Origin of the sequence: Enterobacter sp. 120016, from assembly GCF_018383635.1 — a bacterium.
Classification (GTDB): Bacteria; Pseudomonadota; Gammaproteobacteria; order Enterobacterales; family Enterobacteriaceae; genus Enterobacter; species Enterobacter asburiae_D.
On the sequence record NZ_JAHAWC010000009.1, the window covers coordinates 135,497 to 154,830 of the forward strand.

At 57.8% G+C, this 19,334-nt stretch carries 18 protein-coding genes; 8 read left to right on the forward strand and 10 right to left on the reverse strand.

Features of this window, described 5'->3' with window-relative positions:
* Window positions 1-39 precede the first annotated feature (39 nt).
* The 4 genes from KIF87_RS14725 to nirB form a co-directional block, all read right to left on the reverse strand.
* Window positions 40-210 carry a YhfL family protein gene (locus KIF87_RS14725; protein ID WP_213329125.1) on the reverse strand — a complete coding sequence of 57 codons (171 nt, stop codon included), beginning with the start codon at window positions 208-210 and terminating at the stop codon, window positions 40-42.
* A gap of 143 nt (window positions 211-353) precedes the next feature.
* Window positions 354-1,727: a siroheme synthase CysG gene (cysG, locus tag KIF87_RS14730; protein WP_213329126.1), complete on the reverse strand. Its 1,374-nt coding sequence runs from the start codon at window positions 1,725-1,727 to the stop codon at window positions 354-356.
* A 110-nt stretch (window positions 1,728-1,837) separates the two neighbouring features.
* Window positions 1,838-2,164 carry a nitrite reductase small subunit NirD gene (gene nirD, locus KIF87_RS14735; protein WP_029740471.1) on the reverse strand — a complete coding sequence of 109 codons (327 nt, stop codon included), beginning with the start codon at window positions 2,162-2,164 and terminating at the stop codon, window positions 1,838-1,840.
* Complete coding sequence (gene nirB, locus KIF87_RS14740; RefSeq protein WP_032648349.1) at window positions 2,161-4,704, reverse strand: nitrite reductase large subunit NirB; 2,544 nt, start codon at window positions 4,702-4,704, stop codon at window positions 2,161-2,163. Before nirB ends, nirD begins: the two co-directional genes overlap by 4 nt.
* A gap of 239 nt (window positions 4,705-4,943) precedes the next feature.
* On the opposite strand from nirB, the gene KIF87_RS14745 reads away from it, so the two are divergent.
* Window positions 4,944-6,260, forward strand: a complete 1,317-nt coding sequence (locus tag KIF87_RS14745) for a cytosine deaminase (RefSeq protein WP_213329127.1) — start codon at window positions 4,944-4,946, stop codon at window positions 6,258-6,260.
* A gap of 3 nt (window positions 6,261-6,263) precedes the next feature.
* On the opposite strand, the gene tsgA is transcribed toward KIF87_RS14745, so the two are convergent.
* On the reverse strand, window positions 6,264-7,448 hold the full coding sequence (gene tsgA / locus KIF87_RS14750) for an MFS transporter TsgA (RefSeq protein ID WP_121426109.1): 1,185 nt from the start codon (window positions 7,446-7,448) through the stop codon (window positions 6,264-6,266).
* A 277-nt stretch (window positions 7,449-7,725) separates the two neighbouring features.
* Here tsgA and ppiA point away from each other — a divergent pair, with 277 nt between their 5' ends.
* The 4 genes from ppiA (at window position 7,726) to argD (ending at window position 10,890) form a co-directional block, all read left to right on the forward strand.
* Window positions 7,726-8,298: a peptidylprolyl isomerase A gene (ppiA, locus tag KIF87_RS14755; RefSeq protein WP_023309471.1), complete on the forward strand. Its 573-nt coding sequence runs from the start codon at window positions 7,726-7,728 to the stop codon at window positions 8,296-8,298.
* Window positions 8,299-8,404: 106 nt separating this feature from the next.
* A complete protein-coding gene (locus KIF87_RS14760; RefSeq protein ID WP_032662293.1) occupies window positions 8,405-8,989 on the forward strand; it encodes a putative adenosine monophosphate-protein transferase Fic in 585 nt (194 codons plus the stop codon).
* A gap of 30 nt (window positions 8,990-9,019) precedes the next feature.
* Complete coding sequence (gene pabA / locus KIF87_RS14765) at window positions 9,020-9,583, forward strand: aminodeoxychorismate synthase component 2 (protein WP_213329128.1); 564 nt, start codon at window positions 9,020-9,022, stop codon at window positions 9,581-9,583.
* 86 nt (window positions 9,584-9,669) lie between these two features.
* Window positions 9,670-10,890 (forward strand): bifunctional acetylornithine/succinyldiaminopimelate transaminase, encoded by a 1,221-nt coding sequence (argD, locus tag KIF87_RS14770; protein ID WP_029742139.1) that lies wholly within the window; start codon window positions 9,670-9,672, stop codon window positions 10,888-10,890.
* On the opposite strand, the gene KIF87_RS14775 is transcribed toward argD, so the two are convergent.
* Entirely contained in the window at window positions 10,887-12,974 is a 2,088-nt protein-coding gene (locus KIF87_RS14775) for a YccS/YhfK family putative transporter (RefSeq protein ID WP_213329142.1), read from the reverse strand. The genes argD and KIF87_RS14775 overlap by 4 nt on opposite strands.
* A gap of 57 nt (window positions 12,975-13,031) precedes the next feature.
* On the reverse strand, window positions 13,032-13,664 hold the full coding sequence (gene crp, locus KIF87_RS14780; protein ID WP_000242758.1) for a cAMP-activated global transcriptional regulator CRP: 633 nt from the start codon (window positions 13,662-13,664) through the stop codon (window positions 13,032-13,034).
* Between the two features lie 311 nt (window positions 13,665-13,975).
* On the opposite strand from crp, the gene KIF87_RS14785 reads away from it, so the two are divergent.
* A complete protein-coding gene (locus KIF87_RS14785; RefSeq protein WP_008503018.1) occupies window positions 13,976-14,380 on the forward strand; it encodes an OsmC family protein in 405 nt (134 codons plus the stop codon).
* 66 nt (window positions 14,381-14,446) lie between these two features.
* Here the strand turns inward: KIF87_RS14785 and KIF87_RS14790 are convergent, their stop codons facing one another.
* The 3 genes from KIF87_RS14790 to KIF87_RS14800 are packed head-to-tail and all read right to left on the reverse strand — an operon-like array spanning window position 14,447 to window position 16,584.
* Window positions 14,447-15,316, reverse strand: a complete 870-nt coding sequence (locus KIF87_RS14790; RefSeq protein WP_032662303.1) for a phosphoribulokinase — start codon at window positions 15,314-15,316, stop codon at window positions 14,447-14,449.
* A gap of 30 nt (window positions 15,317-15,346) precedes the next feature.
* Window positions 15,347-15,565: a YheU family protein gene (locus tag KIF87_RS14795; RefSeq protein WP_063144226.1), complete on the reverse strand. Its 219-nt coding sequence runs from the start codon at window positions 15,563-15,565 to the stop codon at window positions 15,347-15,349.
* Entirely contained in the window at window positions 15,562-16,584 is a 1,023-nt protein-coding gene (locus KIF87_RS14800; RefSeq protein WP_213329129.1) for a hydrolase, read from the reverse strand. The genes KIF87_RS14795 and KIF87_RS14800 overlap by 4 nt, the downstream gene beginning before the upstream one ends.
* 228 nt (window positions 16,585-16,812) lie before the next feature.
* Here KIF87_RS14800 and mdcA point away from each other — a divergent pair, with 228 nt between their 5' ends.
* Together mdcA and KIF87_RS14810 are read left to right on the forward strand one after the other, a co-directional pair.
* Window positions 16,813-18,468, forward strand: a complete 1,656-nt coding sequence (mdcA, locus tag KIF87_RS14805; RefSeq protein ID WP_032648362.1) for a malonate decarboxylase subunit alpha — start codon at window positions 16,813-16,815, stop codon at window positions 18,466-18,468.
* The gene (locus KIF87_RS14810) at window positions 18,468-19,325 is read left to right on the forward strand and encodes a triphosphoribosyl-dephospho-CoA synthase (protein WP_213329130.1); all 858 of its coding nucleotides are present in this window, start codon (window positions 18,468-18,470) and stop codon (window positions 19,323-19,325) included. Before mdcA ends, KIF87_RS14810 begins: the two co-directional genes overlap by 1 nt.
* Window positions 19,326-19,334 lie beyond the last annotated feature (9 nt).

Here is a 19,334-nt window from a genome sequence, read left to right on the forward strand (position 1 = left end):
AACCGGGAAAGCCCCGGTTTTTTTACGCCTGAAAATCGCTTACTGCTGCCCCGCCGGGCCGCAACCGCCGATGATCTTCGAAATGGAGATCGCCGGGTGCAGCAGGTAATCATAACTGCAGTTATTTTTGGTGTTCTGTACGTGACCGGTGCAGGCAGTCAGAGTCGATAACAGGCCAACCAGAACGGCGGCTTTTGCCAGTTTGAACATACGCATTCCTTGTCTTAAAAACGAAAATTGGATGTAACTCAAGGGAATAAAGGGAAAAGTTCCACTTCGGGGCGGTATGTTATCGACAGCGGTAAGAGGGGAGTAGTCCGCTTAAGGACTACTCCGGAAAGGAAGAATATGCGTTAGTGATTCGAGAACCAGTTCAGCTTGTCGCGCAGTTCAACCACACGACCCACCACAATCAGCGCCGGGCTTTCAACCTGCTGCGCCAGCTCGCCGAGCTGCGTCAGTACGCCATTCACCACGCGCTGCGTAATGTCGGTGCCGTTTTCCACCAGCGCGACCGGCATATCTGCCTCCATGCCGTGCTCCAGCAGCTTCGCCTGGATGGTCGCGGCCTGGTTCAACCCCATGTAGAACACCAGCGTCTGCTTTTCGGCGGCCAGGTTATGCCAGTCCAGCTCGCTGCCGGTTTTCAGGTGGCCCGTCACCAGACGCACGCTCTGGGCGTAGTCGCGGTGGGTCAGCGGAATGCCAGAGTAGGCTGAACACCCGGATGCCGCCGTAATGCCCGGCACGACAGAGAACGGAATGCCCGCGTCACACAGGGTTTCCAGCTCCTCGCCGCCGCGCCCAAAGATAAACGGATCGCCGCCCTTAAGACGCACCACTCGCTTACCTTTCTGCGCCTCGCGCAGGAGGATCTGGTTAATCTCCTCCTGCGGCACGCAGTGGTAGCCCGCCCGTTTGCCGACGAATACGCGGTCGGCGTCGCGGCGCACCAGGTTCATGATGTCATCGGAAACCAGGCGATCGTAAACCACGATATCGGCCTGCTGGATCTGCTGCAGTCCTTTCAGCGTCAGCAGGCCCGCATCTCCCGGCCCGGCCCCGACCAGCACCACTTCGCCGCGATGGTCCAGCGGCTCGCTCAGGAGCCGTTCGGTCGTCTCTTCAACGGCTTTGGTGTCCTGATTGGCCAGCGACTGCGCCAGCCTGTCGTTCACAAAGAATTTTTCCCAGAAGCGACGGCGCTCGCCCACGGTCGTGAAGGTTTGCTTCACGCGTGAACGCAGCTGCCCGGCGTAATGGGCAATCTGACCAAGATGCTGGGGCAACAGGGCTTCCAGCTTTTCCCGCAGCAGGCGGGCGAGAACCGGCGAGCGTCCGCCGGACGACACCGCAATCATCAGCGGCGAGCGGTCGATAATCGACGGCATGATAAAGCTGGCCTCTTTCGGCGCATCCACCACGTTGCAGAAAATTCGGCGCGCTTCGCAGGCGTCGCTGACGCGCTGGTTCACTTCATCGTCATCCGTTGCGGCAATGGTCAGCCAGCAGGTATCCAGCAGGGAGACATCAAACTCTCCCTGTTCCAGCGTGAGCATCCCTTCCTGGGCCCATACCTCAAACTGTGGGGCAAAGGCGAGGGCGTTAACGGTCAGTCGGGCGCCAGCTTCTAACAGCAGGCGCGCTTTGCGTTCGGCCACGTCGCCGCCGCCCACGAGCAGGCAGTCGCGGTTGCGTAATTGACAAAAAATTGGCAGGTGATCCACGACGTTACCTCGCAGCATTCATGGAGGGGGTAAGAATTGACGTCAGGATAACAGCAGGGATCGTACAGAACATACGACTTTCCTGCCGTTATCCCTAAAAGGGTGGGGGATTAGCCTTTCAGCTGCACCTTGCCGTCCTTCACGCGAACGTCATAGTGCTTCACTGAATGACTCTCATCTTCCATGCAGTAACCGTCGCTTAAGCGGAAACGCTGCTTTTTCAACGGACTGGCAACCCACAGCTCCCCCTGATGTTCGGCAATCAAGCCGCGGGAGAGCACGCTGGCCTCAAAGAACGGGTCGATATTGCTGATGGCAAAAACCTGTTCATCGTGGCGAGGGCGGAAAATCGCGACCTGTTCTTTGCCCAGCAGCGCGCACACGCCGGTGGCGGGGATGATGTCGTTAATATCGCAAATGTTTATCCACTGGCTCATGCGTTTTCCTCCACCAGCGTGACCGGAATACGTTCATACGGCGTTGCCGGACGATGCTGTTCACGCTCCGGCACAACCTGTACGTTCGGGTCGCGCTGGGTGCTGTTGATAAAGTGTTTGAAGCGCGTCTGCGCCGCCGGGGTGTTGACGGTTTCCGTCCACTCGCAGATCACCGCCTCGCGAAGGCGCGCCATCTCGGCTTCCAGATGTTCGTTCAGACCCAGCTTGTCGTCGATGATCACCGATTTCAGGTAATCGATGCCGCCTTCCAGATTATCGAGCCAGGAAGCGGTACGGGTCAGCTTATCGGCGGTACGGATGTAGAACATCATGAAGCGGTCGAGGTACTGAATCAGCGTGTCGCGATCGAGATCCGCCGCCAGCAGGTCCGCATGGCGTGGCTTCATCCCGCCGTTGCCGCAGACGTAAAGGTTCCAGCCTTTCTCGGTGGCGATGATACCCACGTCTTTACCCTGCGCTTCCGCGCATTCGCGGGTACAGCCGGAGACGCCGAACTTCATTTTGTGCGGAGTGCGGATGCCTTTGTAGCGGTTCTCCAGCTCCACGCCGAAGCCCACGCTATCGCCGACGCCGTAGCGGCACCAGGTGCTGCCCACGCAGGTTTTTGCCATGCGCAGCGCTTTGGCATACGCGTGGCCGGTTTCGAAGCCCGCTTCAATCAGCTGACGCCAGATTTCCGGCAGGTCATCCTTCTGCGCGCCAAACAGGCCGATACGCTGGGAGCCGGTGATTTTGGTATACAGGTTAAATTCACGGGCAATACGCCCCACGGCCACCAGCCCTTCCGGCGTAATTTCGCCACCGGCGGAACGTGGAATAACGGAGTAGGTGCCGTCTTTCTGGATGTTGGCCAGGAAGTTGTCGTTGGTGTCCTGCAGCGGCGTATGCTCGGGCTTGAGCACGTACTCGTTCCAGCAGGAGGCCAGCAGCGAGCCGACGGTCGGTTTACACACCTCGCAGCCGTAGCCCTGGCCGTGCTTCGCCAGCAGTTCGTCGAAGGACTTAATGCCCTCCACGCGGATCAGGTGGTACAGCTCCTGGCGAGAATACGCGAAGTGCTCGCACAGGTTGTTGTTCACTTCGATGCCCTGTTTCGCCAGCTCGGCGTTCAGCACCTGAGTGACCAGCGGAATACAGCCGCCGCAGCCGGTACCGGCTTTGGTTTCGGCTTTCAGGGCCGCAACTGTGTGGCAGCCTTTGTTGATGGCGGAGATCAGCATGCCTTTGGTGACGTCGAAGCAGGAGCAAATCTGCGCGCTATCCGGCAGTTTATCCACGCCGATAGACGGTTTGCCGCTGGACGCGTGGGCCGGGAGGATCAGCGCGTCCGGGTTTTCCGGCAGTTCGATGGCGTTCAGCACCAGCTGGAGCAGGTTGCCGAAGTCGCTGGTGTCGCCCACCAGCACCGCACCGAGCAGGGTTTTATTGTCCTGGCTGACGATGAGGCGTTTGTAGACTTCTTTGCTTTCGTCGAGATAGACATAGCTGCGGGAATTCGGGGTGCGGCCATGCGCATCGCCAATACCGCCCACGTCCACGCCCAGCAGCTTCAGCTTGGCGCTCATGTCTGCACCGGTAAACGCGTTTTCGCTGCCGAGGATATGGTCCACGGCGACCTGCGCCATTTTGTAGCCCGGCGCCACCAGGCCGTATACGCGGTTGTTCCAGCTGGCGCATTCGCCGATGGCGTAGATATCCGGATCGGAGGTCTGGCAGGCGTCGTTGATCATGATCCCGCCGCGCTGCGCCACGGCCAGACCGCACTGGGTCGCCAGCTTGTCGCGCGGACGAATACCGGTGGAGAAGACGATAAAGTCCACTTCCAGCTCGCTGCCGTCGGCAAAGCGCATGGTTTTGCGCGCTTCAGTCCCTTCCTGCACGATCTCTTTGGTGTTCTTGCTGGTGTGAACCTTCACGCCCATGCTTTCGATTTTACGACGCAGCTGGTCGCCGCCCATATGGTCCAGCTGTTCGGCCATCAGCATCGGGGCAAATTCGATGACGTGGGTTTCAACGCCGAGGTTTTTCAGTGCGCCAGCCGCTTCCAGGCCCAGCAGACCGCCGCCGACAACCGCACCGCGTTTGCTTCGGCGCGCGCAGGACTCAATGGCGTTGAGGTCTTCAATGGTACGGTAGACGAAGCAATCCTGAGTTTCCGAGCCTTTGATCGGCGGGATCCACGGATAGGAACCCGTCGCCATGATCAGCTTGTCGTAAAAAACCGTACGCCCGGCGCTGGAGTGGATCACTTTTTCCTGACGGTTGATGGTGATAGCGCGTTCGCCCACCAGCACTTTTACGCCATGCTTCTCGTAGAAACCTTCCCGCACCAGAGAGAGCTCTTCGGCGGTATGATGGGAGAAGTAGGAAGACAGGTGCACACGGTCGTACGCCTTGCGGGGTTCTTCACAGAACACGGTAATATCGAACTGCTCAGCATCGGCCTTATCGAGAAGATCCTCAATAAAGCGGTGGCCGACCATGCCGTTACCGATGATAGCGAGTCTGACTTTGCTCATTATTGCCTCGATTTCTTTTCTATTATTGCCTACCTTAACGATTCAGCAGGGGCGCTTATTGATGCAAATCAAATACGTCTTCGCCTACTCCTTAGGTGGTATGCGACTGATTTGTCAGGATTTTTATAAGTGGCGGAAATCGCAGGCTTTTCGTGCCCGTTGAATTTGTGTACAAATCAGGGGCGGTTTTGCCAAAATTGATACGCCTGAATATCAGCGGCGTTTTTTAGGGGAAGGGTATGTCTACAACACCGTTATGGCTTGTTCAGAATGTTCGTTTACCGGGTCGGGAAGGGCTGTGGCAGCTTGCCATTGAGAACGGGCGATTTGGTGACATCACCCCGATGGACGACACCCACGCCGAAAGTTATGAAGTATTGAACGCGCGCGGCGGGCTTGCTATCCCGCCGTTCATTGAGCCGCATATCCATCTTGATACGACCCAGACCGCGGGTGAGCCGAACTGGAACCAGTCCGGCACGCTGTTCGAAGGCATTGAGCGCTGGGCGGAGCGCAAGGCGCTGCTCAGTCATGAGGATGTGAAAGCGCGCGCCTGGAAAACGCTGAAGTGGCAAATCGCCAACGGCATCCAGTTTGTCCGCACCCATGTGGATGTCTCCGACCCGACGCTTACCGCCCTTAAGGCGATGCTGGAGGTGAAGCAGGAGGTTGCCCCGTGGGTGATGCTGCAAATCGTCGCGTTCCCGCAGGAAGGTATTCTCTCTTACCCGAACGGCGCGGCGCTGCTGGAAGAGGCGTTAAAGCTGGGGGCCGACGTGGTGGGGGCGATCCCACACTTTGAGTTCACCCGCGAGTATGGCGTGCAGTCGCTGCATATCGCGTTTGAGCTGGCGAAGAAGTATGACCGTCCGCTGGATATCCACTGCGATGAAATCGACGACGAGCAGTCGCGGTTTGTCGAGACGGTGGCAACGCTGGCGTATGAGGCAGGTATCGGCCCGCGCGTGACGGCCAGCCACACCACCGCCATGCACTCCTATAACGGCGCTTACACCTCGCGGCTCTTCCGTCTGCTGAAAATGTCGGGGATTAACTTCGTCGCTAACCCGCTGGTCAATATCCATCTGCAGGGGCGCTTTGATGACTATCCGAAGCGCCGCGGCATCACCCGGGTGAAAGAGCTGCAGGAGGCGGGCATTAACGTCTGCTTTGGTCACGACGACGTCTTCGACCCTTGGTACCCGCTCGGCACCGGCAACATGCTGCAGGTGCTGCATATGGGGCTGCACGTCTGCCAGATGATGGGCTATCCGCAAATCGACAGCGGCCTGAATCTCATCACTCATAACAGCGCCCGGACCTTTGGCCTGAGCGATTACGGCATTAAGACGGGGAACCCGGCGAACCTGATTATTCTGCCTGCTGAGAGCGGGTTTGAAGCGGTGCGCTGCCAGGTGCCGGTGCGCTGGTCGATTCGTCAGGGACGCGTGATTGCCACAACGCAGCTGGCGCAGACGTGGATCCAGACGGACGTCGGGGGAGAAGAGGTAAGCTTTGCCAGAAACAGCCCCTCTGCAGAGCGCAAAGGGGCGTAAGGGTTAGTGAGACGCTGCTGCCGCGTTGTGCTGGCGGTGGCGGGTCACGAAGCCCAGGATGAAGCACATGATGAACACCACGGCATACAGACCGTTAGCGGTGTGCAGCGCCGCCAGCGGGCCGCTGTGGGCCACGATCGGGCCGGTTACCACGAAGGTCAGCATGGTGCCGATGGTGCCGCAGGTCAGGACGAAGTTAACCAGCTTCGGCGAGGCCACTTTGGTCTGCAGAGAGCCCAGGGTGATGATCGAGGTGTAGATCGCGCTGGAGAAGAAGCCCAGGGTCAGAATGAACCACGGCATATGTTCCGGTGAACCGTTGATGAACAGGTACATCAGTACGGTCGCCATACCTGCCAGCACGGTCAGAATGCGCTGCAGGTCGAAGAAGCGCAGGATGAAGCTAAACGCCCACATGCCGAACATGTAAGACATCCAGAAATCGCTCACCAGTTGACCCGCATCGTTCAGGCTCATGCCCAGACCTTTGGCGTATTCCGGTACCCAGGAGATAAAGCCCAACTGGCCCAGGATGTAGCACAGGGCGGCAACGGAGAGGAACAGCACGCCGATGCCCCATTTTTCTTTCGCAACGGGCTCTGCGGTGGTTTGCGCTTTCTTGCCCAGCACCGGGAACTCGCAGCCGAAGGTCAGAATAAAGATCGCCACGTAGACCAGACCAATGCAGGCATAGACCCAGTACCACTCGATGCTGCGCGCCAGCAGAACGGCCGCGACCATCGGGAAAATCATACCGGCCATGCTGAAGAAGGAGTCGGTAAACAGCAGGCGCGCGCCGCGCTGGCGGCCTTCATACATATGGGTAATCAGGAACGTACCGATCGACATGGTGATCCCGCTGACCAGACCGAGCACGAACATGGCGGCTGAGAACAGCGCGATGCTGTGGCTCAGCATCAGGCCCGCCACGGCGGCGACCATCAGCACAAAGCCAAAGCGCAGCTGGGTTTTCAGCGGGACGATTTCCATCAGCCAGGCATTCAGGAAGATAGAGATCAGGATCCCTGCGTTGAGGAAGGTGAAGGTATTACTCATGCTGGAAACGGGCAGCTGGAAGTAGTCTGCGATATTCCCCATCACCATCCCGGTGACGATCACCAACGCGCCGGTCAGGGCGTAGGAGAAGAAGCTGATCCATGTGAGCTTGATGCGATTGCTGTTAGTCATGTCTGGCCTGTTCAGAAAAAGAAAAGCGCCCAGGGGCGCTGAGAGCGGGCAGATTTTAGACATTAAAGTGATCCATTCATATCTTTTAAGAGAAATTAGAAGTTCATTGCATAGTTTTGTGTGATCGCTATCACACAAAATGGCGCGAAAGCCAACCGTTTGCGTGGTTACAACTGTTTCAATTTCGTAAAATTAGGTAAAAGGCTGGTCTCCGTTCATACTGCTCTTTAGAATCAAGCCATTCGCTTTTTATACTGCGCTTTGTTAAGGAATTCTCATGCTCAAATCAACACTGGCGGCTGTCGCAGCTGTGTTTGCTCTTTCTGCCGTTTCCCCTGCTGCGCTGGCAGCCAAAGGGGACCCTCACGTTCTGCTGACCACCTCCGCCGGGAACATTGAGCTGGAACTGAATAGCCAGAAAGCTCCGGTTTCTGTGAAAAACTTCCTCGACTATGTGAACAGTGGTTTCTATAACAACACCACCTTCCACCGCGTGATCCCGGGCTTTATGGTGCAGGGCGGCGGCTTCAACGAGCAGATGCAGCAGAAGCAGCCTAACCCGCCTATTAAAAACGAAGCGGACAACGGCCTGCTGAACAAGCGCGGCACCATCTCCATGGCGCGTACCGCGGACAAAGACAGCGCGACCAGCCAGTTCTTCCTCAACGTGGCGGATAACGCCTTCCTCGACCACGGTCAGCGCGACTTTGGCTATGCCGTTTTCGGTAAAATCGTGAAAGGGATGGACGTGGCCGACAAGATTTCTCAGGTGCCTACTCACGACGTCGGTCCGTATCAGAATGTGCCGTCAAAACCGGTGGTTATCCTCTCCGCGAAAGTTCTGCCGTAATTCTTCTGAACGCGGGCTTCTCCTGCCCGCGTTATGTAACCCTCCCTGCGAAAGCGCGTTTTGCTGCTTATACTTGTGGCAAACGGACTATTCAGGGAGGCGTTAAGTGAAAAAACTCACCGACAAGCAAAAATCCCGTCTCTGGGAGCAGCAGCGTAACGTCAATTTACAGGCCAGTTGTCTCCTTGAAAAAGGTAATGGTCCCTCAGAACCCCATATTGAGACGCTGGAGCTTGGGCCTTCCGCGCCCGGGTTGCCCCATCTGTGCCTTATTCATCGTCATTTGTACCGCAGCGAGATGAAGCGGGCAGGCGAGCTCCGTACCGACGATATTTTTAAAGGGGATATTCCCTTCTGCCATTTTGAGTACATCGAGAAGATGGGCAACGAGCTGATGGCGGCGCTGGAAAGCGAAAAGTATCTTGTGGGACTTGAGAAAGCGGCGTTTGTTGACCGGGTTAGCCACTATTACTGCGAAATCAACATGCTGCATCCCTTCATGCGCGGCAACGGTATTGCCCAGCGCGTTTTCTTCGAGCAGCTGGCGCTTCACGCGGGCTACGCGCTGGACTGGCGTGATATCGATCCCGAGCAGTGGGTGGCGGCTAACCGAAGTGGCGCAACGGGAGATTTAACCGCGTTAAACGCTATCTTTGCCAAAGTAGTGAGCGAAGCGCGGGAATCTGAGTAGAATAGGGCGGCATTTTTTTCGGGAGCCGCCATGATTCTGCTGATTGATAACTACGATTCCTTCACCTGGAACCTTTACCAGTATTTTTGTGAACTGGGTGCAGAGGTGGTTGTCCGCCGCAACGACGAGATCGATCTCGACGATATCGACACGCTGGCTCCGCAGAAAATCGTGATTTCTCCGGGGCCGTGTACGCCGTCGGAGTCGGGTATTTCTCTGGATGTGATCCAGCACTATGCCGGCAAGCTGCCGATCCTGGGCGTCTGCCTGGGCCATCAGGCGATTGCCCAGGCGTTTGGTGCCACCATCGTGCGCGCCGCCAAAGTGATGCATGGTAAAACCTCTCCGGTCACCCACACCGGCACCGGGGTATTTACAGGGCTCAATAACCCGTTAACCGTGACGCGCTACCATTCTCTGGTCATTGACCCATCGACGCTGCCCGCCTGCTTTGAGGTGACCGCCTGGAGCGATACCCAGGAGATTATGGGGATTCGTCACCGCGAATGGGACCTCGAAGGCGTGCAGTTCCACCCGGAAAGCATCCTCAGCGAACAGGGCCACGCGCTGCTGGCAAATTTCCTCAATCGCTGAATATCTGTTGCCTTGCTGTGATTTTTTATGCATATTTTGTGATTATATTTTCACAATCACTGTGACATAAAATGGATGGTCATGACATGGCAACTGAACAACCAGCAATTACCCGCGCGACATTTGATGAAGTGATCCTGCCGATTTATGCACCGGCTGAATTTATCCCGGTGAAGGGAAAAGGCAGCCGCGTCTGGGATCAGCAGGGTAAAGAGTATGTGGATTTCGCGGGCGGTATTGCGGTCACGGCGCTGGGTCATTGCCATCCCGCGCTGGTGGAGGCGCTGAAAACCCAGGGCGAAACCCTGTGGCACACCAGCAACGTGTTCACCAACGAACCGGCGCTGCGCCTGGGACGTAAGATCATCGATGCCACCTTCGCCGAGCGCGTGCTGTTTATGAACTCCGGCACCGAGGCTAACGAAACCGCTTTTAAGCTGGCGCGCTACTACGCCACCACGCGCCACAGCCCGTACAAAACCAAAATCATCGCCTTCCACAACGCCTTCCACGGACGCTCCTTCTTTACCGTCTCCGTTGGCGGCCAGCCGAAATATTCCGACGGGTTTGGTCCGAAACCGGCCGACATCGTCCACGTGCCGTTTAACGATCTGCATGCGGTGAAAGCGGTGATGGACGACCATACCTGCGCGGTGGTGGTCGAGCCAATCCAGGGTGAAGGCGGCGTGACCGCGGCAACCCCGGAATTCCTGAAAGGGCTGCGCGCGCTGTGCGACGAACATCAGGCGCTGCTGGTCTTTGATGAAGTCCAGTGCGGGATGGGGCGTACCGGCGATCTGTTCGCGTATATGCACTACGGCGTGACGCCGGATATTCTGACCAGCGCTAAAGCGCTCGGTGGTGGTTTCCCGGTGAGTGCGGTACTGACGACGCAGGAGATCGCCTCCGCGTTCCACGTCGGCTCTCACGGCTCTACCTACGGCGGTAACCCGCTGGCGAGCGCCGTGGCGGGCGCCGCATTCGACATTATCAACACGCCGGAGGTGTTGAACGCCGTGAGCGCGAAGCGCGAGCTGTTCGTTAAACACCTGCAAAAGATTGATGAGCAGTACGACGTGTTCAGCGAAATCCGCGGGATGGGGCTGTTGATTGGCGCCGAGCTGAAGCCGCAGTACAAGGGCCGCGCGCGTGATTTCCTGCACGCCGCCGCGCACGAAGGGGTGATGGTGCTCAATGCCGGGCCGGACGTGATGCGCTTTGCGCCGTCGCTGGTGGTGGAAGACAGGGATATTGAGGACGGGTTAACCCGCTTTGCCGCGGCGGTCGCGAAGATCGTAAAAGGCTAATACGGCGTCCGCTTTAATACGCGCGTTAACCAAACGCCATGATGCGGACGCTGACGCCATGCCACCGACGAAATGGTGTGCATGGTGTTCAGATGCCCGAGAACGCGCTGCAAATGCTGCTCCAGCGTGCTCATTGGCCCGTGGGTTAACGTCTCCGGCGCTTCCAGAATGTTCGAATCTCCTGATTCACCCGGCGAGTCATACTCCAGACGCTGCTGACACCTCTGCAGCGCAATTTCACACGACTGCAAATAGCGCTGCGCCAGATCCGGCGTTAGCATCGTGTGCTCGCGCGCCAGCGTGGTCATGGCGTTAATGTGCTCGACGATAAACTGGCTGTGCGTCACCCAGAGCTTCATGTCTGCCAGATAGTGCGAGTTAAAGCCCGGCTCCTGCATCGCCTGGTTGAGTGAGTTAAACAGGGCGTTGTGCGCCTGGTTGACCTTCATCCGCTGATAGGCCAGCGGGGAGGGCTGCGGGTCGTCGCTCAGGATCAGGCGAATGGCCTGCTGGTCGGCTTCCAGGGCATCGTGGGCGTTCTGGCGCAGCAGTCCGCTTTGCCACTGCGGCCACAGCCAGACCATGCCGCCAAAGGCAATCAGACAGCCGATCAGGGTATCAATCAGCCTGGCGACAATAAACTGTTCGCCATTGAGCGTGAGTAGCTGCAGGGTATATACCGCCGTCACCGTAAAGCCCACCATCGCCCAGCCGTAGTTTTTGCGGATAATCAGGTAGCTCACCAGCGTAACCGCCAGCATGCCTGCCAGGGTATAACCTTCCGGCACGTGGAAGTGCAGCGTCACGCCCGCAATGATCAGCCCGGCCATCGTTCCGCCAGCCCGATGCAGAATACGCACCCGCGTGGCGCCGTAGCCGTTCTGGGTGACAAAGAGCACGGTCATTAAGATCCAGTAGGGTTTCGGCAGGTGTAGCGCCATGCCCATCAGGCTGGCGGTACTGAGCATAACGCTAATCCTTGCGGCGTTGCGCAGTGCGGACGATTTAAGAGAAAGATAGCTTTTGAGGGCGGGCAATAGCGGTAGCCGTTTCTGCTTATCCGCCATCAGGTCGCGGGGATAAAGCGGGCGCTGCGTGCGCAACACGCGGGCGATGCGGCTGAAGTGCCAGGCGGCAAACTGGCCGACGGGGTTATCCGGATGCTGACGGGCGATTTTCTCCAGCGCGCCCAGCTGCTTATCCATGTTAAAGCGCGTGGGGTAGCGGTGGTAGAGAATATCGTCGGCCAGCACCCGCAGGCGTGCCGAGACGGTCTGCGCGTTCCAGCGGATCACCGCTTCGGCATGGCTGCGCTCGACCAGCTTTTGCACCTCCTGCGGGTGGTGCAGGCTAACGGAGATATGCTCCTGCAGATCCAATCCGACCTGGAAGGTGCGCAGCAGCCGTTTGTACTCGTGGTTCTTGTTGGCGGCGAGCATATGCAGCTGCTGATAGCACTGGCTTATCAGATCCACCACCTTCTGCTGGCGCGTCAGCAGCGGCGGTAAGGACTTTTCCGGATCGGTATGCTGGGTGAGCAGGGTGTATTTGGCTTCGCAGTAATCCGCAAGCTGCACATAGAGCAGGCTCAGGGATTCACGCAGCGGCTGTTCGCGCCACAGCCAGAACCAAAACCAGTTAAACAGCCCGTACCATAATGTCCCCAGGGCGTAGATCAGCAGCGGCTCCCACACCGGCATATTCCCGGCGAGGCTCAGCGTGAAAATGGCCGCAATCAGCGAGGCGGGAAGCAGGCGGGCGTGCAGCGAACTGATTTCCGCCGTGACGCCGAGGGTCATCGCCAGCACGGTCAGGATCAGCGGCAGCGGGATATCACGAGCCAGTAACAGCTGTACGGCGAGGCTACAGCCCGCAAACAGGCAGCCGCCGATAATCAGGCGTTTGAAAAAGCGCTTATGCGGCGTGTCCAGACCGGCGATGTTGCAGCAGGCGGGCACGAGGGAAAACAGCAGGCCTTGCTGAAGATGTCCGAGGATCAGACCTATGGCCACAGGAAGACACAACACCAGCGTTTGTCGCAGTGCGTAGTTAACTTCCGGGTGATAGATCAGCCTGCGCCACATGGGGAGTAGAGACAAAAACGGCGTGACACCTTGCGATGGCACGCCGTTTAAGCGGAATTAACGCGTTCCGTAAACCACGATGGTTTTACCGTGGGCGGAGATCAGGTTTTGATCTTCCAGCATTTTCAGGATACGGCCCACTGTTTCACGGGAGCAACCGACGATCTGACCAATTTCCTGACGGGTAATTTTAATTTGCATGCCGTCCGGGTGGGTCATAGCGTCTGGCTGTTTCGCCAGGTTCAGCAGGGTTTGTGCGATACGGCCGGTAACGTCCAGGAAGGCGAGGTTACCCACTTTTTCTGACGTGACCTGCAGACGGCGCGCCATCTGGGAAGAAAGACGCATCAGGATGTCAGGGTTAACCTGAATCAGCTGACGGAACTTCTTGTAAGAAATTTCAGCCACTTCACATGCTGTCTTTGCACGAACCCAGGCGCTACGTTCCTGGCCCTCTTCAAACAGGCCCAGTTCACCGATGAAATCGCCCTGGTTCAGATAAGAAAGGATCATCTCTTTCCCTTCTTCATCTTTGATCAGCACTGCCACCGAGCCTTTAACGATGTAATACAACGTTTCCGCTTTTTCACCCTGGTGAATCAGCGTGCTCTTTGATGGGTACTTATGAATGTGGCAATGAGACAAGAACCATTCGAGAGTCGGGTCTGTTTGCGGTTTGCCAAGCACCATGCGCTGTTATCCTCTGTTATAAGCTGTCACCAGAGTCATCAGATGCATCCGGACTCTGGGGTTGCAATCGAATTCTTACCCATACCCTGGGAAGTCGGCTACCGTAACGTTTCGCAGCCAGTAAAGTTTGATGTCCTCTGCATACATGTGTAACGTCAATGTATTACTGTAGCATCCAGAGTGTTTTAGCATAGCTTTCGCCGCGTGTCTCCTGGTGTCTCGCTTCAGCATGATGCAGGTCGCCTTCCATTGCGAGAAATGTAACGCACGCGTAATCTGTCACCAAAAATGCAACGTTGGAGTTTAAGAATATGCAAGCGCGCGTGAAATGGGTTGAAGGTTTAACGTTCCTGGGCGAGTCCGCGTCAGGACACCAGATTTTGATGGACGGTAACTCCGGCGATAAAGCGCCAAGCCCAATGGAAATGGTGCTGATGGCGGCAGGTGGATGCAGCGCAATTGACGTGGTGTCGATTCTGCAAAAAGGTCGTCATGACGTGACGGATTGTGAAGTCAAACTCACGTCAGAACGTCGCGAAGAGGCGCCACGCCTGTTCACCCATATTAACCTGCACTTTGTGGTCACCGGTAAAGAGCTGAAAGACGCGGCCGTCTCGCGTGCGGTTGACCTGTCTGCGGAGAAGTACTGCTCTGTGGCGTTAATGCTGGAGAAAGCGGTAAAAATCACGCATTCGTATGAAGTGATCGAGGCCTAATTATTTGGGCATCGTGCGTGTTGATGCCCTCACCCTAACCCTCTCCCACAGGGAGAGGGAACATGTTCACGCGATCTGCTTCCCTTCCATCAGTCGCTCCACCAGCGGCGTCATGATGAGCTCCATCGCCAGCCCCATTTTTCCGCCCGGCACCACTAACGTATTCATGTGCGAAATAAACGAGCCCTGCAGCATGGCCAGCAGCCAGGGGTAATCAATGCCGTCGAGATTGCGGAAATGGATCACCACAAAGCTCTCATCCAGAGACGGGATACTTTTGGCGGCAAACGGGTTGGAGGTGTCCACCGTCGGCACGCGCTGGAAGTTGATATGGGTGCGGGAAAACTGCGGCGTCAGGAAGTTAATGTAATCCTCCATGGAGCGCACCACGGAGTCCATCACCGCTTCGCGAGAATGGCCGCGCTCGCTCATGTCACGCGTCAGCTTCTGGATCCACTCCAGGTTAACGATAGGGACCACGCCGACCAGCAGATCCACGTGGCGGGCCACGTCGTGTTGAGGGGTGACCACGCCACCGTGCAGTCCTTCGTAAAACAGGACGTCGGTGGGTTCCGGCAGCGGTTGCCACGGGGTAAAGGTTCCCGGCACCTGATTCCAGGGAACGGCTTCATCATAGGTATGCAGATATTTGCGGGACTGCCCTTTGCCGCTCTGGCCGTACTCAATAAAGGTTTGTTCCAGCAGGCCGAAGTCATTGGCTTCCGGACCGAAGTAGCTAATGTGTTTACCCGAATCGCGCGCTTTACGGATGGCCATGTCCATTTCCGGACGCGTGTAGCGGTGAAAGCTATCGCCTTCGACCTCCGCCGCACGGAGATTCAGCTGGGCGAAAATCTTGCGAAATGCGAGGCTGGTGGTGGTGGTTCCCGCACCACTCGACCCCGTAACGGCAATAACCGGATGTCTGGCAGACATAGCAACTCCCTGACTGAAAAGGGTGGAAGATCAGCCGTGAAACGCGTTGCGGGGCATGATATTGACCGTCTCATGCAGTTCTGACCACACCAGCAGCACGTCGCCGCTTTTCAGCTGGCGCTTAACATCGTTGACCTTTTGCTCAAGCGAGCGTTCCTGTTCACCATAATCGGTGCCTTCGCGTAATACAAAGCTTTCAATCAGATTATCGAGCGTTTCGGGAGCCAGATCCTGCCAGGGAATAATCATTTTGCACCGTCCAGATAAGGAGTTAGCCAGTCAGGAATACGCGCCTCAAGCCACATTTTCGGGCGGCGCAGCGTGCCGCTGATAAACCCGACGTGGCCGCCGTGCTCCGTCAACTGATAGTGAACGTTGTCGGGCAGGAATTCCTGCGCGGGGATCGAGTGATGATCCATAAACGGGTCATCTTTGGCATGAATAATCAGCGTCGGCTGCGTGATCTTGCTGAGCAGCGGCATGGCGCTGCACTGACGATAATAGTCAATCGCATCGGCGAAGCCGTGGATTTTCGCGGTGATCAGGTCGTCGAACTCGCGAATACGGCGCACCTTTTTCAACTGGCGCAGGCTGACCGGCAGGGTATCCGGGTAGGCCTTCAGCTTACGCGCCGCGTTGGCCTTCAACAGGTTGAGCAGGTAGCGCTGATAGACGCGGGAAAAGCCTTTATCCATGTGGTAGCTGCACTGCTCCAGCATAAACGGCGCGGAGACAATGACGGCGGCATCCAGCGGTACGCTTTCGCCCTCTTTGGCCAGCAGACAGGCCAGCATATTTCCGCCCAGCGAGTAGCCCACCGCGGCGGTTGGCACGGTGCCAAAGTTGTCCCGCAGCCAGTGTAAAAACCACGTTCCGTCTTCGGTTTCACCCGAGTGATAAATGCGTTTCTGACGATTCGGTTCGCCGCTGCAGCCGCGAAAATGCATCACCACGCCGAGCCAGCCGCGCGCTTTTGCCGCCTCAATTAATCCATGCGCATACGGGCTGTGCAGGCTGCCTTCCAGGCCGTGAAAGACCACCAGACGCGGCTTATGGCGGGCCTGTTCCGGCGCTTCGCTCCAGGCGAGATCCAGAAAATCACCGTCTGGCAGGTCAAGCCGTTGCCAGTGCGGGGTGAACTGAACCTTGCGGCGGATCAGTCGCGGCAGCATGGTCTGCAGGTGGGGGTTAGCCACGCCGCGCATGGGCACGAACTCGGTGCTGTCTTCGGCCGCAATGTCGAAGTCTGATGGAATGATTTGGGTCATAAGGGCGATGCTGATTCTTGTCAGAAATTTACGGTACTTTCCGAATTGTACCCCGTTTAGCCTGGTTTTCCGAAACATGAACTGATCCCGATCACAAATCTTTACCTTGATTATTACTCTCAGGCTAATGATTCCGCTCTACGCTTAATTGATGCCTTTCTCACCAGAGCGCACACTTTACTCAACGTTAAGCAAATCAAAATGATTAGCTGAATCAGGAGGTTAATAATGTTATCTGGGCAAACACCCACCCGGCAATGGAACACGCGACGCAGCGAAAAAGCGCGTCGTCTGGCCTCCGTACCGGTGCAGGGCAAGGTACTGCCAACCGGCGATCTTGTCGCCATGCTGGAAAAATTAATCGCGCCTGGCGACAAGGTCGTTCTTGAAGGGAACAACCAGAAGCAGGCGGATTTCCTTTCCCGCTCGCTGGCCGAAGTGAACCCGCAAATTGTCCACGACCTGCATATGATCATGCCGAGCGTCGGCCGCAGCGAGCATCTGGACATCTTCGAGAAAGGCATCGCCCGCAAGCTGGACTTCTCCTTCTCCGGGACGCAAAGCCTGCGTATTTCGCAGCTGCTGGAAGACGGTCAGCTCGAAATCGGTGCGATTCACACCTACATCGAACTTTACTCACGCCTCTACGTCGACCTTTCGCCCAACGTGGCGCTGATTGCCGGTTTTAAAGCCGACCGCAAAGGCAACCTCTATACCGGGGCGAGTACCGAAGATACCCCGGCGCTGGTGGAGGCCGCCGCTTTCCATGACGGCATCGTCATCGCGCAGGTGAACGAGCTGGTGGACGACGAGTGCGAGCTGCCGCGCGTGGATATTCCGGGCTCCTGGATCGACTACGTGGTCGTTGCGGACAAACCGTTCTTTATTGAACCGCTGTTCACCCGCGACCCGCGCCTCATTAAGCAGGAACATATCCTGATGGCGATGATGGCCATCAAAGGCATCTACGCGGAGCACCAGGTGCAGTCCCTGAACCACGGTATCGGCTTTAACACCGCGGCGATTGAGCTGCTGCTGCCCACCTACGGCGAACAGCTCGGCCTGAAGGGCAAAATCTGTAAACACTGGACGCTGAACCCGCATCCGACGCTGATCCCCGCCATTGAAAGCGGCTGGGTGGAAAGCGTGCACTGCTTCGGCGGCGAGCTGGGGATGGAAGAGTACATCCGCGCCCGTCCGGACGTGTTCTTTACCGGTGCCGACGGCTCTATGCGTTCCAACCGCGCCTTCTGCCAGCTGGCAGGCCAGTACGCGGTGGATATGTTCATCGGCTCTACGCTGCAGGTTGACGGTTACGCCAACTCCTCAACGGTAACGCGCGGTCGTCTTTCCGGCTTCGGCGGTGCGCCAAACATGGGCCATGACCCGCACGGTCGTCGTCACGCTACCCCGGCCTGGCTGAACATGATCACCGAGCCTGACCCGATGCAGCGCGGTAAAAAACTGGTCGTGCAGATGGTAGAAACCTTCCAGGCGGGCGTGAAGCCAACCTTCGTGGAAAAACTCGATGCCGTTGACGTGGCGAAAGCCTCCGGCATGCCGCTGGCACCGGTGATGATTTACGGCGATGACGTGACGCACGTGCTGACGGAAGAGGGGATTGCCTACCTCTACCGGGCGAAAGATCTGGAAGAGCGTCGGGCCATGGTTGCCGCCGTCGCGGGGATCACCGATATCGGCCTGGGCGTTGACGCCAAGCGCGTAGCGGAACTGCGCCAGAGCGGCAAGGTGGTGTACCCGGAAGATATGGGGATTCGCCGCACCGACGCCACCCGCTCTCTGCTGGCGGCGGGCAGCGTGTCAGACCTCGTTGAGTGGTCCGGCGGTCTGTATAACCCACCTGCGAAATTCCGGAGCTGGTAATGAAACTTCTGCCCCAGATTCAGGTTGAAGGCGGTGCCGAATGGCTGGCGCGAACCGCCACGCAGTGTCTGATTGACGAAGCACGTTTAAGCCCGAAACCCGGTCTGGTGGACAGTCGGGGGAACGGCGCGCACCACGATTTATCCCTTGCGCTGATGGAGCGCTCCGCGCGCAGCCTGACCCCCACGTTTCAGGCGCTGGCGCAGCAAAGCTGGCTCCGTCCGGCAGATATTGCGCTTCGGCAAACCGTTGGCCGTCTTGGCCGCGAAGGCGAACAGCAGATGATGGCGGCCACCGACGGGGTGAATACCCATCGTGGCGCGATCTGGGCGCTGGGATTGCTGGTGAGCGCGGTGGCGATGCTGGGCGGGGAGGCAACTGCGCAGGTCGTCGCGAATACGGCCGCTCAGCTGGCGAAACTCCCGGACGACGCGGCACCGAAGGTGTTCAGCAAAGGTCTGCGCGCCACGCACCGCTACCGCGTGCCGGGCGCGCGCGAAGAGGCGCAGCAGGCGTTCCCGCACGTTATGCAGCGCGCACTGCCGCAGCTTCGCCTCAGCCGTCTGAACGGCAGCAGTGAGGCGCAGGCCAGGCTCGACGCGCTGATGGCCATCATGACGTCGCTCACCGACACCTGCGTGCTGTCGCGCGCCGGAATGGAGGGGCTGGACGCCATGCAGAGCGGTGCCAGTGCGGTACTGAACGCCGGAGGCTGTGCAACGGCGGCGGGCCAGCAGGCGCTGGCGAGCCTGGACCGCCAGATGCTCTCGCTCAACGCTTCACCGGGCGGCGCTGCCGACCTGCTTGCCGCCACGCTGTTTCTCGACCGCGTCGAAACGCCTTATTCAAAGCATTAAGAGGAAGTT

What these genes read in the sequence shown, in the direction of transcription:
- argD (WP_029742139.1), top strand. Translation starts at nt 9,670, where the DNA reads ATGGCAACTGAACAACCAGCAATTACCCGCGCGACATTTGATGAAGTG.
- nirD (WP_029740471.1), bottom strand. Translation starts at nt 2,164, where the DNA reads ATGAGCCAGTGGATAAACATTTGCGATATTAACGACATCATCCCCGCC.
- crp (WP_000242758.1), bottom strand. Translation starts at nt 13,664, where the DNA reads ATGGTGCTTGGCAAACCGCAAACAGACCCGACTCTCGAATGGTTCTTG.
- KIF87_RS14790 (WP_032662303.1), bottom strand. Translation starts at nt 15,316, where the DNA reads ATGTCTGCCAGACATCCGGTTATTGCCGTTACGGGGTCGAGTGGTGCG.
- KIF87_RS14725 (WP_213329125.1), bottom strand. Translation starts at nt 210, where the DNA reads ATGTTCAAACTGGCAAAAGCCGCCGTTCTGGTTGGCCTGTTATCGACT.
- KIF87_RS14775 (WP_213329142.1), bottom strand. Translation starts at nt 12,974, where the DNA reads ATGTGGCGCAGGCTGATCTATCACCCGGAAGTTAACTACGCACTGCGA.
- KIF87_RS14795 (WP_063144226.1), bottom strand. Translation starts at nt 15,565, where the DNA reads ATGATTATTCCCTGGCAGGATCTGGCTCCCGAAACGCTCGATAATCTG.
- KIF87_RS14745 (WP_213329127.1), top strand. Translation starts at nt 4,944, where the DNA reads ATGTCTACAACACCGTTATGGCTTGTTCAGAATGTTCGTTTACCGGGT.
- ppiA (WP_023309471.1), top strand. Translation starts at nt 7,726, where the DNA reads ATGCTCAAATCAACACTGGCGGCTGTCGCAGCTGTGTTTGCTCTTTCT.
- KIF87_RS14800 (WP_213329129.1), bottom strand. Translation starts at nt 16,584, where the DNA reads ATGACCCAAATCATTCCATCAGACTTCGACATTGCGGCCGAAGACAGC.
- mdcA (WP_032648362.1), top strand. Translation starts at nt 16,813, where the DNA reads ATGTTATCTGGGCAAACACCCACCCGGCAATGGAACACGCGACGCAGC.
- KIF87_RS14785 (WP_008503018.1), top strand. Translation starts at nt 13,976, where the DNA reads ATGCAAGCGCGCGTGAAATGGGTTGAAGGTTTAACGTTCCTGGGCGAG.
- pabA (WP_213329128.1), top strand. Translation starts at nt 9,020, where the DNA reads ATGATTCTGCTGATTGATAACTACGATTCCTTCACCTGGAACCTTTAC.
- nirB (WP_032648349.1), bottom strand. Translation starts at nt 4,704, where the DNA reads ATGAGCAAAGTCAGACTCGCTATCATCGGTAACGGCATGGTCGGCCAC.
- KIF87_RS14810 (WP_213329130.1), top strand. Translation starts at nt 18,468, where the DNA reads ATGAAACTTCTGCCCCAGATTCAGGTTGAAGGCGGTGCCGAATGGCTG.
- tsgA (WP_121426109.1), bottom strand. Translation starts at nt 7,448, where the DNA reads ATGACTAACAGCAATCGCATCAAGCTCACATGGATCAGCTTCTTCTCC.